13 protein-coding genes and 2 tRNA genes are annotated in these 13,972 nt (G+C 65.0%); 6 read left to right on the forward strand and 9 right to left on the reverse strand.

Features of this window, described 5'->3' with window-relative positions; genetic code table 11:
* Nucleotides 1-47: 47 nt before the first annotated feature.
* Both M5D76_RS01610 and M5D76_RS01615 read right to left on the reverse strand, forming a co-directional pair.
* Nucleotides 48-1,685, reverse strand: coding sequence for a class I adenylate-forming enzyme family protein (locus M5D76_RS01610; protein ID WP_248921651.1), 1,638 nt, complete (start codon nucleotides 1,683-1,685; stop codon nucleotides 48-50).
* Nucleotides 1,686-1,730: 45 nt separating this feature from the next.
* On the reverse strand, nucleotides 1,731-2,702 hold the full coding sequence (locus tag M5D76_RS01615; protein WP_248921652.1) for a homoserine O-succinyltransferase: 972 nt from the start codon (nucleotides 2,700-2,702) through the stop codon (nucleotides 1,731-1,733).
* Nucleotides 2,703-3,110: 408 nt separating this feature from the next.
* On the opposite strand from M5D76_RS01615, the gene M5D76_RS01620 reads away from it, so the two are divergent.
* Nucleotides 3,111-4,772, forward strand: coding sequence for a DEAD/DEAH box helicase (locus M5D76_RS01620; protein ID WP_248921653.1), 1,662 nt, complete (start codon nucleotides 3,111-3,113; stop codon nucleotides 4,770-4,772).
* Between the two features lie 72 nt (nucleotides 4,773-4,844).
* A complete protein-coding gene (locus tag M5D76_RS01625) occupies nucleotides 4,845-6,233 on the forward strand; it encodes a class I SAM-dependent rRNA methyltransferase (protein WP_248921654.1) in 1,389 nt (462 codons plus the stop codon).
* Nucleotides 6,234-6,351: 118 nt separating this feature from the next.
* On the opposite strand, the gene M5D76_RS01630 is transcribed toward M5D76_RS01625, so the two are convergent.
* Entirely contained in the window at nucleotides 6,352-7,329 is a 978-nt protein-coding gene (locus M5D76_RS01630) for a threonine ammonia-lyase (protein WP_248921655.1), read from the reverse strand.
* Nucleotides 7,330-7,432: 103 nt separating this feature from the next.
* Nucleotides 7,433-7,936, reverse strand: a complete 504-nt coding sequence (tadA, locus tag M5D76_RS01635; RefSeq protein WP_248921656.1) for a tRNA adenosine(34) deaminase TadA — start codon at nucleotides 7,934-7,936, stop codon at nucleotides 7,433-7,435.
* A 53-nt stretch (nucleotides 7,937-7,989) separates the two neighbouring features.
* Here tadA and M5D76_RS01640 point away from each other — a divergent pair.
* Nucleotides 7,990-8,077: transfer RNA gene (locus M5D76_RS01640), tRNA-Ser, on the forward strand.
* Nucleotides 8,078-8,183: 106 nt separating this feature from the next.
* Here M5D76_RS01640 and M5D76_RS01645 read toward each other — a convergent pair.
* A complete protein-coding gene (locus M5D76_RS01645; RefSeq protein ID WP_248921657.1) occupies nucleotides 8,184-8,498 on the reverse strand; it encodes a type II toxin-antitoxin system RelE/ParE family toxin in 315 nt (104 codons plus the stop codon).
* Nucleotides 8,482-8,748 (reverse strand): type II toxin-antitoxin system Phd/YefM family antitoxin, encoded by a 267-nt coding sequence (locus M5D76_RS01650; protein ID WP_248921658.1) that lies wholly within the window; start codon nucleotides 8,746-8,748, stop codon nucleotides 8,482-8,484. The genes M5D76_RS01645 and M5D76_RS01650 overlap by 17 nt, the downstream gene beginning before the upstream one ends.
* Before the next feature lie 296 nt (nucleotides 8,749-9,044).
* On the opposite strand from M5D76_RS01650, the gene M5D76_RS01655 reads away from it, so the two are divergent.
* Nucleotides 9,045-9,132 (forward strand) — tRNA-Ser (locus M5D76_RS01655).
* A gap of 322 nt (nucleotides 9,133-9,454) precedes the next feature.
* On the opposite strand, the gene M5D76_RS01660 is transcribed toward M5D76_RS01655, so the two are convergent.
* From M5D76_RS01660 to M5D76_RS01670, 3 genes are read right to left on the reverse strand one after another with little or no spacing between them, the layout of a single operon-like run.
* The gene (locus tag M5D76_RS01660) at nucleotides 9,455-10,030 is read right to left on the reverse strand and encodes a hypothetical protein (protein WP_248921659.1); all 576 of its coding nucleotides are present in this window, start codon (nucleotides 10,028-10,030) and stop codon (nucleotides 9,455-9,457) included.
* Nucleotides 10,027-10,401 carry a hypothetical protein gene (locus M5D76_RS01665; protein WP_248921660.1) on the reverse strand — a complete coding sequence of 125 codons (375 nt, stop codon included), beginning with the start codon at nucleotides 10,399-10,401 and terminating at the stop codon, nucleotides 10,027-10,029. Before M5D76_RS01665 ends, M5D76_RS01660 begins: the two co-directional genes overlap by 4 nt.
* Before the next feature lie 2 nt (nucleotides 10,402-10,403).
* Nucleotides 10,404-11,147, reverse strand: coding sequence for a DUF4417 domain-containing protein (locus tag M5D76_RS01670; RefSeq protein WP_248921661.1), 744 nt, complete (start codon nucleotides 11,145-11,147; stop codon nucleotides 10,404-10,406).
* Nucleotides 11,148-11,546: 399 nt separating this feature from the next.
* On the opposite strand from M5D76_RS01670, the gene M5D76_RS01675 reads away from it, so the two are divergent.
* Complete coding sequence (locus tag M5D76_RS01675) at nucleotides 11,547-12,884, forward strand: AAA family ATPase (RefSeq protein ID WP_248921662.1); 1,338 nt, start codon at nucleotides 11,547-11,549, stop codon at nucleotides 12,882-12,884.
* A 461-nt stretch (nucleotides 12,885-13,345) separates the two neighbouring features.
* Nucleotides 13,346-13,900 (forward strand): LemA family protein, encoded by a 555-nt coding sequence (locus M5D76_RS01680; RefSeq protein WP_248921663.1) that lies wholly within the window; start codon nucleotides 13,346-13,348, stop codon nucleotides 13,898-13,900.
* The last annotated feature ends 72 nt before the right edge of the window (nucleotides 13,901-13,972 follow it).

Raw genomic sequence — 13,972 nt, forward strand, 5'->3', positions numbered from 1 at the left:
CGTGGCGGGGCGGTGGCGCGGCAGAGTGGTGGCGCGGGCGTGCGCGGCTAGGAGCGGTTCTCCCTGTCGACGAGGGCCGTGGCGCCATAGCGCTCGCGCAGGAGCGGCTTCTCGATCTTGCCGGTGGGGTTGCGCGGGACGTCGGCGAAGATGACCTTGCGGGGGCGCTTGTAGCGCGGCAGGCCGAGGCAGAAGTCCATGACGTCGGCCTCCGTGGTGGACTCGTGGCCGGGCTTGAGCTCGACGATGGCGGCCGCGATCTCGCCGAGGCGCTCGTCGGGCAGGCCAATCACGGCGACGTCCTGGACGGCGTCGAGGCCGGAGATGAAGTCCTCGATCTGCACCGGGTAGAGGTTCTCGCCGCCGCTGATGATGACGTCCTTCTTGCGGTCGACGAGCCAGTAGAAGCCCTCGTCGTCCTGGCGGGCCATGTCGCCGGTGTGGAGCCAGCCGTCAACGAGGGTCTCGGCCGTGGCCTCGGGGTCCTTGTAGTAGCAGGTCATGAGGCCCGGGCCCTTGACGCAGAGCTCCCCTACCTCGCCGGGGGCGGCGGGGTCGCCCTTCTCGTCCACGATCTTGCACTCCCAGCGATAGCCGGGGACGCCGATCGCGCCGACGTGGTCGACGTTCTCGATGCCGAGGTGCACGCAGCCGGGGCCCGTGGACTCGGAGAGGCCGTAGTTGGTGTCGTAGTCGTGGTTGGGGAAGGTCTCGCGCCAGCGGCGGACGAGGCTCTTGGGCACGGGCTGGGCGCCGATGTGCATGAGGCGCCACTGGTCGAGCTCGTAGTCGGCGAGGGAGACGTCGCCGCGCTCGATTGCGGTGAGGATGTCCTGCGCCCAGGGGACGAGCAGCCACACGATGGTGCAGCCCTCGCTCGAGACCGTGGAGAGGATGGTCTTGGGGCTGACGCCGCGCAGCAGCACGCCGCGGCCGCCGACGAAGAGCGAGCCGAGCCAGTGCATCATCGCGCCGGTGTGGTAGAGCGGCGGGATGCAGAGGAAGACGTCATCGTGGGTCGTCAGGTGGTGTTTGGCCTCCATCTCGGCGGCCTGGGTGAGGCTCTCGTGGTCGTGCAGGATGGCCTTGGGGAAGCCGGTGGTGCCGGAGCTGTAGTAGATCGCGGCGTCGTCGTGCTCGGAGAGCGGGATCTGGGGGTCGGCGCTCGAGCAGAGCATGGCGAGCTCGCGGTAGCTCTCGGCCCAGGTGGGGCAGTCGTCGCCGACGTAGAAGAGCAGGCGGCCCTTCCGGACGCGGCCGACGATGGCCTCGACGCGACCGATGAACTCGGGGCCGAAGACGAGGATGTTGGCGTCGGACTTGTCGAGGCAGTACTCGATCTCCTCTGAGGAGTAGCGGAAGTTGAGGGGCACGACCGTGGCGCCGGTCTTGAGCGCGCCGAAGTAGAGCGGCAGCCACGCGATGCTGTTGTAGAGCAGGATGGCGACCTTGTCGCCCTTGTGGACGCCGCGCGAGAGCAGGAGGTTGGCGAAGCGGTTGGCCTGCTCGTCGAAGACGACCCAGGAGATCTCGCGGCGGTAGGCCTCGTCGGCGGTGTCCTCGACGAGGTCGTACTCGCGCCAGGTGACGTGGCGCCTCTCGCGCACCTCGGGGTTGTCCTCGACGAGGGCGATCTCGGTGGGGTAGGCGGCTGCGTTGTGCCTGAGCATGTCGACGATGGTCACGCTGGGTCCCTCCAAACGTCGCGGCGGCGGGTAGGCTCTTCTCGGCTAGGCCTCGAACTTGTCGACGCGCCCGTCGGAGTCGGCGCGCAGGCTCGAGATGGTCTGCGGTATCTGGTCGAGCTCGTAGGGCGTCATCTGGTAGACCCAGTTGAGCCAGTTGCGGTAGAGCAGGTTGGCGTGGGCGCGCCAGGTGAAGAGCGGCTGGCGCTCGGGGTCGTCGTCGGGGAAGTAGTTCTCGGGCACGCGGATCGGCAGGCCGCGCTTGAAGTCGCGCCAGTACTCGTCGGCGAGGGTGTCGCGGCCGTACTCGAAGTGCCCGGTGACGTAGATCTCGTGGAAGTCGCGCGTGGCGATGAGGGCGGGGCCGGAGTTGAAGCCCTCGGAGAGGACGTGGAGCTCCGGGTGCTTGGCGAGCTCGGTGGTGTCGATCGCGGCGTGGCGCGAGTGCGGCATGTTGTGGACCTCGTCGAAGCCGTTCGTGAGGAAGTTGTACTCGTCGCAGAGGCGCTGCGGGAAGACGCCGAAGAGCTTGGCGCCGAGCTGGCGCTTGGGGATGCCGTAGAGGTGGTAGAGGCCGGCCAGCGCGCCCCAGCACAGGTACATGGTCGAGAAGACGTGCTCCTGGCTCCAGTCGACGATGCGACAGAACTCGTCCCAGTAGTCGACGTCGGCGAAGGCGAGGTGCTCGACGGGCGCGCCGGTGATGATGAGGCCGTCGTAGTTGTTGGCCTTGAGGGTGTCGAAGGTCTCGTAGAACTTGACGAGGTGGTCGGCCGAGACGTGGGTCGACTCGTGGCTCGAGACGCGCATGAAGTCGCAGTTGACCTGGAGCGGCGACTTGGAGATGAGGCGCAGGATCTGGGTCTCGGTCTCGATCTTGGTGGGCATGAGGTTGAGGATGGCGAGGTTCAGCGGGCGGATCTGCTGCTGGGTCGCGACCTCCTCCTCGAGCGCGAAGATGCGCTCCTGTCGCAGGACCTTCTTGGCTGGCAGGCCGTCGGGGATGTTGATGGGCATGGTGACTCCAAATCGAACGTGAGCGGGGGTGCGCCTGATGGGCCGGCGTCGGGACGCAGGGCCTTTGCCACACCGACAGACGCGGCGGTGCGGCGCTACCGCATTCGCTTGATGGCGCGCATGACCCGCATGCCCCTCCCCCTCTCGGCGCGACGCGCCGCTCGCAAGCGGCGGCCTCAGGCGGCTGCCGCGATGAACTCGCTGGGTGAACCATTGTACACGCAATGGCCCGAGACCCCGCGACCGCGGGGCGCGCCGGCGCGCGGATGGCCGCTGGGGTCGCGGGGTCGCGCACGGCCTGAGCTGCAAGGCGCGACGCCCGCCGACCGGATACCCACATTATGGAGAGACGGCTATCATTAGCTGCGGACGTTTTGCAAATCCCCACGTTAGGCCATACTGGAGCACATGGATATGACATTTGCCGAGCTCGGGCTAAACGAGCACATCCTCGAGGGCGTCCGCGCCCTCGGTTTCACCACGCCGACCCCCGTCCAGGCGCAGGCCATCCCACACGTCCTCGCCGGGCGCGACGTGATCGCGTCCGCGCAGACCGGCACGGGCAAGACCGCGGCCTTCGCGCTGCCCATCCTCCAGATCATCGAGGAGGAGTCCCGCGCAGCCCGCATCGAGCAGGCCGAGAAGAGCGCGCGGCGTGAGGCCGAGGCCGCAACGGGCGCCGAGGCCGATGCCGAGCCGACCGACGAGGCTGCAGGCGGCCCCGACGTCCTCGCGGACCTCGCAGACGACGGCAGCGCCTCGGTCTCCCAGGACGCCGGCGACGGGGCGTCCCGCCCCAAGCGCCGCAGGCGTCGCCGCCACAAGAAGGCTCCCGCAGCCGACGGCTCCGGCGAGCGCTCCGGCTCCGCCCCCAAGCCCTCCGGCAGGTCCGGCTCCGGCCGAGGCTCCCGCGGCGGTCACGGTGGTCGCGGCGGTCGCGGTCGCGGCCGTGGCGGTCGCTCCCGCAACGGCGGACATCGCGCCGAGGAGCTCAAGCCCAACCCCAACGCGAACCCGTTCGGCCCGTTCGCGCTCGTGGTCACGCCCACGCGCGAGCTCGCCCAGCAGATCGAGGACGTCGTCTCCGCCGTCTGCGAGAAGACCAACCAGAAGGCCGTCGTCGTCATGGGCGGCACCAAGCTCGAGCGCCAGATCCGCGAGCTCGAGGACGGCTGCGACCTGCTCGTCGCCACGCCCGGCCGCCTGCTCGACCTCATGGAGCACGGCCATGTGACCCTCGAGCACGTCAAGGTCTTCGTCCTCGACGAGGCCGACCGCATGCTCGACATGGGCTTCTGGCCCAGCGTCCGCCGCATCGTCTCCGAGCTTCCCCGCGAGCGCCAGACCCTGCTCTTCTCGGCGACCATCCCGCCCTCGATTAAGGGCACCGTCGACGCCATGCTCCACGACCCGGTCTCGGTCGAGATCGCCCGCGTGGGCGAGACGGCCGACACCGTCGAGGAGCACCTCTGCCCCGTCACCCAGGGCCAGAAGACGCAGCTTCTCGAGGAGCTGCTGCGCGGTGGCGGCGCCGCGGGCGAGAAGGGCGAGCGCGTCCTGGTCTTCTGCCGCACCAAGCACCGCGTGGACGACCTCGACCGCTACCTCAAGGGCGCCGGCATCGCCGTCGACGTCATGCACGCCGACCGCCCGCAGAAGGCCCGCGAGCGCGCGCTCGAGAAGTTCCGCGACGGCAAGGTCCAGGTCCTCGTGGCGACCGACGTCATGAGCCGCGGCATTGACGTCTCCGGCATCGACGCCGTCATCAACTTCGACGTCCCCATGGACCCCGAGGACTACGTCCACCGCATCGGCCGCACGGGCCGCGCCGGCCAGACCGGCCACGCCTACACCTTCGTCGCCCCCGACGAGATCAGCCCCCTGCGCGAGATCGAGTACTTCACCAAGAAGCTCGTCCCCGTCTGGGACCTCGAGGGCTTCGACTACGACTCCGGCCGCATCGTGCCCAACCCGACGCGCTCCACGACCAAGCCCACGCGCAGCCTCTTCAGCGGCTCGCGCTCGCGCGGCCGCGGCATCAGCGGCGGGCGCTACGGCAGGCACTACTAGCGGCGCGCGACGCCGTCGCACCCATCAGGCACTACCAGCACGATCCGGCGCCCTGCGCCGCGGGAGACACACATGAAGCAGCTTCGCCCCTATCCGCAGGTCGTCGTCAGCAAGAAGGCGGCGCGCGCCCTCAAGGGCGGCCACCCCTGGGTCTTCGAGGGCGAGGTCCGCTCCGTCGAGCCCGCGCCCGAGGGCGGCCGCATGCCCGCAAACGGCGACGTCGTCGACGTCCTCGAGGAGAACGGCACCTACCAGGGCACGGGCCTCATCTCCGAGAAGAGCAAGATTCGCGTCCGCGTCATCAGCCGCAACGCCAACGACCGCTTCGACGCGGCCTTCTGGGCCCGCAAGCTCGAGTGGGCCTGGGCGCACCGCAAGGCCTGCATGGGCACGCGCGCCCTGCCCGGCTGCGAGCCCGACACCAACTGCTGCCGCCTGCTCTTCTCCGAGGCCGACGCCTTCGGCGGCCTCATCGTCGACCGCTACGAGGACGTGCTCGTCGCCCAGGTCGGCACCGTCGGCATGCAGCGCCTGCGCCCGACCGTCTACCCGCTCCTCCTCGCGATCCTCGCCGCCGACGGCCAGGCCGTCCGCGCGATCTACGAGCGCAACGACTCCCCCGCCCGCGCCAAGGACGGCCTCCCCCTCGAGAAGGGCTTCTACGACTTCTCCGCGCCAGGCGCCATCGACCCCGCCGCCCGCGCCTGGATAGCCGACCACGCGCCGGCCGGCGCCGACGCCCTCGCGCAGGTCGAGAAGAGCCACGGCGCCGACCCCCGCGTCGTCGTGCGCGAGAACGGCATCCTCTTCGACCTCGACATCGAGAACAGCCAGAAGACCGGCTTCTTCCTCGACCAGAAGTACAACCGCCGCGCGGTCCGCGACCTCGCCGCGGGTCGTCGCGTGCTCGACTGCTTCTGCCACGTCGGACCCTTCGGCCTGAACGCCGCGGCCGGCGGCGCCGACTTCGTGCGCTGCGTCGACGTGAGCCAGACGGCCATCGACCTCGCGCGCGAAAACGCCCGCGCCAACGCCCTCGACGCCGCGCCCGACGGCACGCCGCGCATGGGCTTCACCTGCGCGAACGTCCTCGACTACCTCCCCGAGCTCTCCCGCGACCGCCAGCGCCTGCACGACGAGGGCGGCCCCTTCGACTTCATCGTGCTCGACCCGCCGGCCTTCACCAAGAGCCGCCAGACCGTGCGCAACGCCAGTCGCGGCTACAAGGAAATCAACCGCGACGCCCTGCGCCTGCTGCCCCGCGGCGGCTACCTCGCGACCTGCAGCTGCAGCCACTTCATGACGCGCGACCTGCTGGCCCGCGCCATCGCCGAGGCCGCCCACGACGCGAACGTCCAGCTCCGCCAGGTCGAGGAGCGCCAGCAGGCCCCCGACCACCCCATCCTCTGGGGCGTGCCCGAAACCCACTACCTGGACTTCTTCATCTTCCAGGTGATCTAGCCCGCGCCTGCGCCACCCGCACCCGCGGCAACACCTCGCACCATGAAAAAGCGGCCGAGAAGAGCGATCGCTCTTCTCGGCCGCCGTCTTGAACAGCTTCCGCGTGCCTGCCGCGAGGCTACTCCTCGTCGGAGGTCAGGATGTCGCAGAGGAGGTTGCGGTCGAGGTTGCCGCCGCTGATCACGAGCGCGACGTTGCTGCCGCCCACCTGCTCGGGGAAGTCGCGCACGGCCGCGACGACCATGGCGCTGCCGGCCTCGACCGAGAGCTGCTCGCGCTCGATCATGAACTTGAAGGCCGAGCGGATGCTCTCCTCGGAGACGACGATGATGTCGTCGATGAGGTCGGGCAGCATGTCGACGGCAATCTCGCCGACGCCGCCGACGACCGCCTCGCAGACGGTCTCGCCCTTGGTCGGGTAGCGGCTGTAGCAGGTGTGGTCGCGAAGCGAGGCGACCATGGCGGGGCAGGCCGCGGTCTGCACGCCCACGATGCGCACGTCGGGGTTGACGGACTTGGCCGCGACCGCGATGCCGGTCACGAGGCCGCCGCCGCCGATGGGCACGACGATCGTGTCGCATTCGGGCAGCTGCTCCATCACCTCGAGGCCGATCGTGCCCTGGCCGGCGTAGACGCGGGGGTCGTGCTCGAAGGGGTCGAGGTAGAACATGCCCGCGCAGTCGATGTAGTTGATGCCGAGGGTGAGGGCCTCGTCGTAGTCGGCGCCCAGGTTCATGCTGCGCGCGCCGTAGTAGCGGATGCGGTCGGTCTTGGCCTGCGGCGTGCCCATGGGCACGACCACCGCGCAGTCGCGGATGCCGAGGGCGTGCGCGGCCATGGCGACGGCGACGCCGTGGTTTCCGGTGGAGACCGTGCCGACGCCGTTCTGCATCTCGAACTCGGAGAGCTGCGAGATCGTGTTGAGGGCGCCGCGGATCTTGAAGCTCTTGCCGAGCTGCTGGCTCTCGAGCTTGAAGAAGTACTTGTGGTCGTCGTCGCTCAGGTAGATGGACTCCTCGAGCGGGGTCTGGCGAATGTGGCCGGCTATGCGCTCGCGCGCCGCCAGGACGTCCTCGGCATCAAACCACTTCTTCATTCGCACCCCTCCGCACCACGGCGACCGACCAGCCTGAATTTCGTTCAGACTAATGTAACCCATGCGGGATGAATTGTTGTGGTCAAACGACGTATTCCTGCTGTTAGGCGCTCTGCGCCGGCCGGCCCTTTCGCGCGGCCCGCTTGGCCCTGAAGAAGCGCCTGAGGACGTCGGCGCACTCGTCCTCAAGCACGCCGGACGTGACCTCGAACTCGTGGTTGAGGCGCGGGTCGTGGCTGACGTCGAAGAGGGTCCCGAGCGCCCCGCCCTTGGGGTCTGCCGCCCCGAACACGCAGCGGTCGACGCGGGCGTTGACCATGAGCCCGGCGCACATGAGGCAGGGCTCGAGCGTCACGTAGACCGTGCAGCCCGAGAGGCGCCACTGGTCGAGCTCGCGCGCCGCGTCGAGCATGGCGCGAAACTCGGCGTGCGCGGACGGGTCGCGGTCCAGCTCGCGACGGTTGTGGGCGCGCGCCACGATGCGCCCGTCGCACACCACGACGGCGCCGATGGGCACCTCGTCCTCGCTCGCGGCCAAGGCGGCCTCCTCAAGCGCGACGCGCATGTACTTCTCGTCCGCCTCGGCGTCCGGGCAGGTGTCGGCCATGGCTCCTCTTCCACTCGCTTGGCTGGCATATGCGTTAGGATATACGCACTCACGGAGGGATGGCAGAGTGGTTGATTGCAGCGGTCTTGAAAACCGTCGAGCGTGAATAACGTTCCGAGAGTTCGAATCTCTCTCCCTCCGCCCGAGAGCCCGAGCGGGTCGGCAGCGCCGACCCGCTCTTTTTTGTTCGAAGCTGCTGGCGGGTTGCTTCAGCGCAAGCGCCCCGGAACCGCCACGGCGGGAAGCGTCAGGGAAGCATCTTGGTGAGGTCACGAGCGCCGTATATGAAGCGTCGGACCTCCATGACGTCTTCGAAGACCACATAGAAAACCATGTAGTTGCCAACCGCGAACCAGTAGTAGGGTTGCGGCCGCGTGCGCGTCGTCCTGTACACTTGAGCCATGGTTGGCGTCTTCGCATGCTCGAGTATCGCCGCCTCGGTGCGGTCGAGCAGGCGCTTCGCCGCAGCGGGGTTCTTGAGCACGTCACGAACGTAGAACACCGCCCGCTCGAGGTCGTCCCAGAAGAGCGGCAGGTACTGGAGCCTATACTGCTTCGCCACGCCGCAGCTCCTCCCTCAGTCCGCCGAACACATCGTCGTGAGAGTAGCGCATCGTGGTCGCCGCCGCCTGGCGGTCAGCGGCGTCGAGCATCGCCTCGACGTTGCCGGTAAGGCTCTCGTACTGCTCCATGTTCATCACGACCATTGAGCCGTACCCGTTCTTGGTGAGGAAGACCGGACCGCCCGTGGCGACGGCCTCCTCCACCGCGGCGTAGTGGTTGCGCAGTTCCGACACTGGCATGATCTGCATGGCGACCTCCTTCTGGCAAATTCTATCAGTATATTATCATTTTAATGAACGGCTGTATAACTGCTCTACAACAGGAGCTATTCGCTTCGAGCGAGCATTCGGGAGCGGCTGACGATGCTACAAATTCCACTACTAACAATCAGGAAAACTCGAGGCCACTCTAACTACATGAACCGACGACGGGTGATGAGGTCTCGCGCAAAACAGTACGCAATCAGGGTTGAGGGGGGCATGTCGCCCGACGATGCTGCCAAGGCTTCATCCATCTCCATCTCGACGGCACGTATCCTCCTCACGGAGGGATGGCAGAGTGGTTGATTGCAGCGGTCTTGAAAACCGTCGAGCGTGAATAACGTTCCGAGAGTTCGAATCTCTCTCCCTCCACCTGGACGAGACGAGCGGGCCGGCAAAACCGGCTCGCTCTTTTTTGTTCGAAGCTGCTGGCGGGTTGCTTCAGCGCAAGCGCCCCGGAACCACCTCCAGAGCGCTGGGAGAATCGAGTATTTTGCTGGGCTTCTATTATTCCCACTCAATCAGAGAGAGACGTGGATGCGGCAGATTGTGTTGGTTCGAGACGCTCCATCGCATCCCCTGTCTCCACCGTGGTTCTGACAATCCTCCCCTGCGGACGTCAAAGCGACGTCACGGGCGCAGTTCCCGCACCCGTGACGTCATCCAACTACGTTTGCGCTGGTAGCGATGGCTATTAGATAGTAATAAACTCCCTCATGACCACGCCATCGTAGCCATCCTCACCGTCCCCAATGCTCCAGTCCTCCCCAGTATCGCGAAGGGAGCGCCGTCCATCGGCAGTCAGGAACGCGTCAACGAAGACCTCGAACCAGATGTTGCGGTCGATGACGAGGTCACAATCCTCCAGATGGAAGATGACCGCCTGCGTGAACTTGAAGGAATTGGTCACCACCCCATCTCGCCGCATCTCGATGGTATCGTTTGCCACCTCGACTCCGATAACCCTCGAACCGACAGGGACGACGGCGTTCTCAGGTCCAGCAACGACATCGCTGAGTACAAGAGGTCCACCGCCATGGCTCACGCGCATCGTGCCGACCTCCTCCTCACCACGCCCCCGCTCGTAGCCGACGTCAGTGATGTCAAACGAGTTCGAGATTACGATACTCCCATCGCTTGCCTCGATCTTGACCTTCTCGTAGTAGGTATTGCGACCAAGAGGGCTTGCCTCGAACGCAATGATGGTTTGCCCGACCAGCGAGCGCAGATCGGACATCTCTGCGACCGTGAGTGACTTGTCGATAGTCATCGCTTCTCCTCCTCAAAGTGAATCTTTTGAGAGGCGACGTGGACGCTGTCCACGATTCGCAGGTCCACGGCGGGGCTGACGCTTCTCGACGTGGGACGGAACGTCACGTAAGAGCCATCGGCGAGTTCCTTGACATAGCCGCCATTGGCGAATACATGAATGATACGCCCACCGTCGCCCGCAATCTCTGCGAACCTCTCAGCTGTCGCAAGAGGATCTGCGCTGTCGATCTGGCGCACCCTCTTGCTCTCCCCCACATGGCCGAAGAGACCCCTGCGGTTCACCTTGAACTCATTGATGAGCCTCTCCTCGTTCTGCTTGAAGGAACGCGGTGGGTCATAGGAGCGAGGCCCGTAGTCTCCGCTGCCCATGGCTACCCCCTCCCCCTCATGCGTTTCGTCCAATCGGGGTAGCCCACAAACTCGGTCCGTGACCTGAGGCCATCGAACACGTAGCCAGGCATGGCACCGTACACGAGCACAACCTGTGGTGTCAGATAGTCGAGCATTGCCTCGAGACCCTCGCGCAGATAACACTTGTCCCTGCGGGTCTTTGAGCAGCCGTAGGTGCCAATGGAGACGATGCTATCCTTTGGAGCGCCAAGGAAGGCGACAGGCTCAGGAAAGACCGCATCAGTGTACGTGCTCTCGTCGCCCCATCTGACATTGACGACGACGTAGTAACCAAGGCGGCTCATGCGGTAACCCACCGCGCGGTTCATGTACACGTTCACCGCCTGAAGAACAGGTGGCATGTTCCTGTAGAGCGACGCGTCAGGCGTGATCCATCCAGGACGCGAGTCCAGAACCTCCCTCTGGCCGTCGATGTCGAGAAGCACCTCGCGGAACTCCAGGTCCTTCTCGTAGAAACAGCCGAAGTCGCCCGGGTCTTTCGCGTAAGGTACCTTGCTCCACGGCACGAGACCAGTGGGGACGATGATGCGCTTCGGCGCGGGAACTACAGGGATCTTTAGGGCACCGTCAAACTCGGCACCCTCTACGAGCTCCGGATGGAACCCATCGTCAATGACGCCTGACATCGACTTACGTCGCCGGGATATCCCGGCGCTGCCGTCCCCAGGCCCCCCTGGTGGCGGCTCAAGAATATGTGGGGCCATGATGGCTCCTCTCTCCCCTCGCAGCGAGGGAATCGGGTCCTTCGGCCCAGGAGCCAGCAGGTCGACCCTTGCGGGAGGAAGCCCTCCCGCATAGAATAGGCCTACGGAAATGATCCCTGCCGGATCCATGGCCGAGGCCGCTTCCTGTGCCAGCAGGAAGCGGCCATCTTTCTTTTTAACGCGCCCCAACCAGTTACCCTCCAATCCCTATCGGCAGGAGCATTAGCCGTAGAACACCATACCTAGAGATTCAGACAGAGTCAAGGTCACTGTTTGTGATTCTGTGAACTTTTCTCCAAATTGCTGCCAATAAATATCGACTTGCGATACTCTGTCATCTGATGATGATGATATCCAAGCAAAACTCATCCTCCCGCCTTTAAACATTCGGAGGTCACCATGCTCGTCTCGCTTACGGTCCAGAACTGGAAGTCATTTAAGAACGAAACGCTCTTCACCATGATGAGCACCAAGGAGCGCAAGGACTCAGGCACCCTCGCCAAGCTTCCGCCGATGTACAACTCGCGCAAGGTCCTGCCCGTTGCAGCGGTCTATGGCGCGAACGCGTCCGGCAAGACAACCATCATGGAGGCCCTCAGCCTCCTCAAGAGGCTTGTTGTCTTTGGTCTCCAGGTTGACCAAGTGATTCCTGTCGAGGGCTACCGCCTCGACCCCGCCCTCTTCAGGAAACCATCTCGCTTCACTGTCGAGTTCCTGCGCAGCGACCTCATCTATCGCTACGATGTCACCCTCTCAGGAGCGTTCGTCGAGAGGGAGGTGCTCTCTGTCAGGAGGACTCGCACGTATGACGTCATCTTCGACCGCAACGCCACGGGCGTAACCTTCGGAAAGGGATACACGGACGAACGCTTCAACTTCATCGCCCAAGGAACACGGCCCAACCAACTCTTCCTCTACAATGCCGTAGCCCAAAATGCCAACGAGTTCAGGCCAGCCTTCGACTGGTTCGACAAGTGCCTCCGTATTGAGGGCATCAATGCTCACGGCGAGCAATACTCAGGCATGCTGCTCAGGAAAGACTTCCAGGAGTTCATCAATGAAAGGCTCTATCGCTACAACACGGGTGCCGACGAGCTCTCCCTCACACCCGTGAGCAGGGACGCCATCCCCATCCCTCCGCAGGTGCTCGACGGACTGCTCCGAGGCGCCCCCTTGAGAGATCCCGGCACCTTCCAGCTACGCATCGATAACCCCGGAGCAAGCGGACCTGAGATTTACATCTCAGAGATGACTCCAGGCGTCGACCTCCAGTTCCAGAAGGTGCGCCTTCTTCACAAGCGAATCGACGGGCAGTTCGAGACCTTCGAGCTCTCTAGCGAGTCTAGTGGCACGCAGCGTCTTATCGAGCTCCTTCCCCTCTTCTTCGACCTTGCTGCAGAACCCTCCTCTCCCGATGATGCCGAGCGGGTCTACATAATCGACGAGATGAGTAGGAGCTTCCACACCGCCCTGACGAACGATCTTGTAAAGAGCTTCATCGAGTCATGCGGCGAAGCGAGCCGTCACCAGCTCATCTTCACGACCCACGACCTCGCCCTGATGCAGCAGGACACCCTTCGCCGGGACGAGATGTGGATCTGTCAGAAGGACGCCAAGGAGGGCTCGGCAATCATCAGCCTCGGCAAGCAGGACAAGGCACGTCATGACTCCGACTTGCTGGCAAACTACGTCAAGGGTGTGTACGGGGGGTACCCCAAATTCAGAATGTCGAGGTAGTCCAAACAGAATGACTATTCGACAAACCTCTTCGCCGTATAGCCGTCCCGCCAGGTGATGTTCTCGAGCTCGGGAATCTCGCCCGCCTCAAGCCTCTTGCGCATCTCGCCCCACGCCTTGACTGCGTTGAAGATGTCCTGGTCATGCGCTCGAGGAAATAGTGCCCGTCTACGACCTCGACGGGTGGAGCTTCCAGTCCTCCCCCGGGCGGACAGAAAGTGGATGCCCTCGTCAACGTCGTCGATGCCGTAGTCGGCGATAGTTGTAGCGGTCCTATTCCCACTCGAATGCACTGACTGGTTTCGACGTTATTTCTGGCGGTGGTCCCGGCCGCAACACGGCCGCAGCATCGAATAGCACACGATTGCATGGCTGGGTATACTGTTCCTATCGATTTGCACGGTCCGAAACAGCTTTCGCTGGCGCCCGCCGCGCTGGCGCAGATCACGCAAGGGGGAACCATGCTTCCGGTAATCATCGCGATCGTCGCCGTTGTCGTCGTCATCGGCATCTGGTTCGTGTCCATCTACAACGGCATCGTCACGCGCGACAACCGCTGCGACAACGCCTGGCAGACCATCGACGCCCAGCTGCAGCGCCGCAACGACCTCATCCCCAACCTCGTCGAGACCGTCAAGGGCTACGCGGCGCACGAGTCCGGCACCCTGCAGGCCGTGACCGAGGCCCGCGCCGCCGTCACCCAGGCGGGCACCCCCGAGGAGAAGATGGAGGCGTCCAACCAGCTCTCCGGCACGCTCAAGACCCTCTTCGCCGTCGCCGAGTCCTACCCCGACCTCAAGGCGAACACCAACTTCCAGGAGCTGCAGGCTGAGCTGTCCGACACCGAGAACAAGATCAGCTACGCCCGCCAGAGCTTCAACGACTGCGTCCTCGACTACAACAACGCGATCGAGACCTTCCCCGGCAACATCGTCGCCGGCTCCAAGTTCCGCACGCGCCAGGGCTTCGAGGTCACCGACGCCGCCGCGCGCCAGGCCCCGCAGGTCAAGTTCTAGTCGCACGCGGCATCGCATCGCCCAAGGCGCGCTCCCACGGGGGCGCGCTTTTTTCACGCCGAGAAGAGCTCA

It is taken from the genome of Olsenella intestinalis, assembly GCF_023276655.1.
Taxonomy (GTDB): domain Bacteria; phylum Actinomycetota; class Coriobacteriia; order Coriobacteriales; family Atopobiaceae; genus Olsenella_J; species Olsenella_J intestinalis.

Excerpts from the sequence above, each read along its gene's own strand:
- M5D76_RS01630 (WP_248921655.1), bottom strand. The coding sequence starts at position 7,329 with ATGAAGAAGTGGTTTGATGCCGAGGACGTCCTGGCGGCGCGCGAGCGC.
- M5D76_RS01615 (WP_248921652.1), bottom strand. The coding sequence starts at position 2,702 with ATGCCCATCAACATCCCCGACGGCCTGCCAGCCAAGAAGGTCCTGCGA.
- M5D76_RS01680 (WP_248921663.1), top strand. The coding sequence starts at position 13,346 with ATGCTTCCGGTAATCATCGCGATCGTCGCCGTTGTCGTCGTCATCGGC.
- M5D76_RS01660 (WP_248921659.1), bottom strand. The coding sequence starts at position 10,030 with ATGACTATCGACAAGTCACTCACGGTCGCAGAGATGTCCGATCTGCGC.
- M5D76_RS01675 (WP_248921662.1), top strand. The coding sequence starts at position 11,547 with ATGCTCGTCTCGCTTACGGTCCAGAACTGGAAGTCATTTAAGAACGAA.
- M5D76_RS01650 (WP_248921658.1), bottom strand. The coding sequence starts at position 8,748 with ATGCAGATCATGCCAGTGTCGGAACTGCGCAACCACTACGCCGCGGTG.
- M5D76_RS01665 (WP_248921660.1), bottom strand. The coding sequence starts at position 10,401 with ATGGGCAGCGGAGACTACGGGCCTCGCTCCTATGACCCACCGCGTTCC.
- tadA (WP_248921656.1), bottom strand. The coding sequence starts at position 7,936 with ATGGCCGACACCTGCCCGGACGCCGAGGCGGACGAGAAGTACATGCGC.
- M5D76_RS01670 (WP_248921661.1), bottom strand. The coding sequence starts at position 11,147 with ATGGCCCCACATATTCTTGAGCCGCCACCAGGGGGGCCTGGGGACGGC.
- M5D76_RS01620 (WP_248921653.1), top strand. The coding sequence starts at position 3,111 with ATGGATATGACATTTGCCGAGCTCGGGCTAAACGAGCACATCCTCGAG.
- M5D76_RS01625 (WP_248921654.1), top strand. The coding sequence starts at position 4,845 with ATGAAGCAGCTTCGCCCCTATCCGCAGGTCGTCGTCAGCAAGAAGGCG.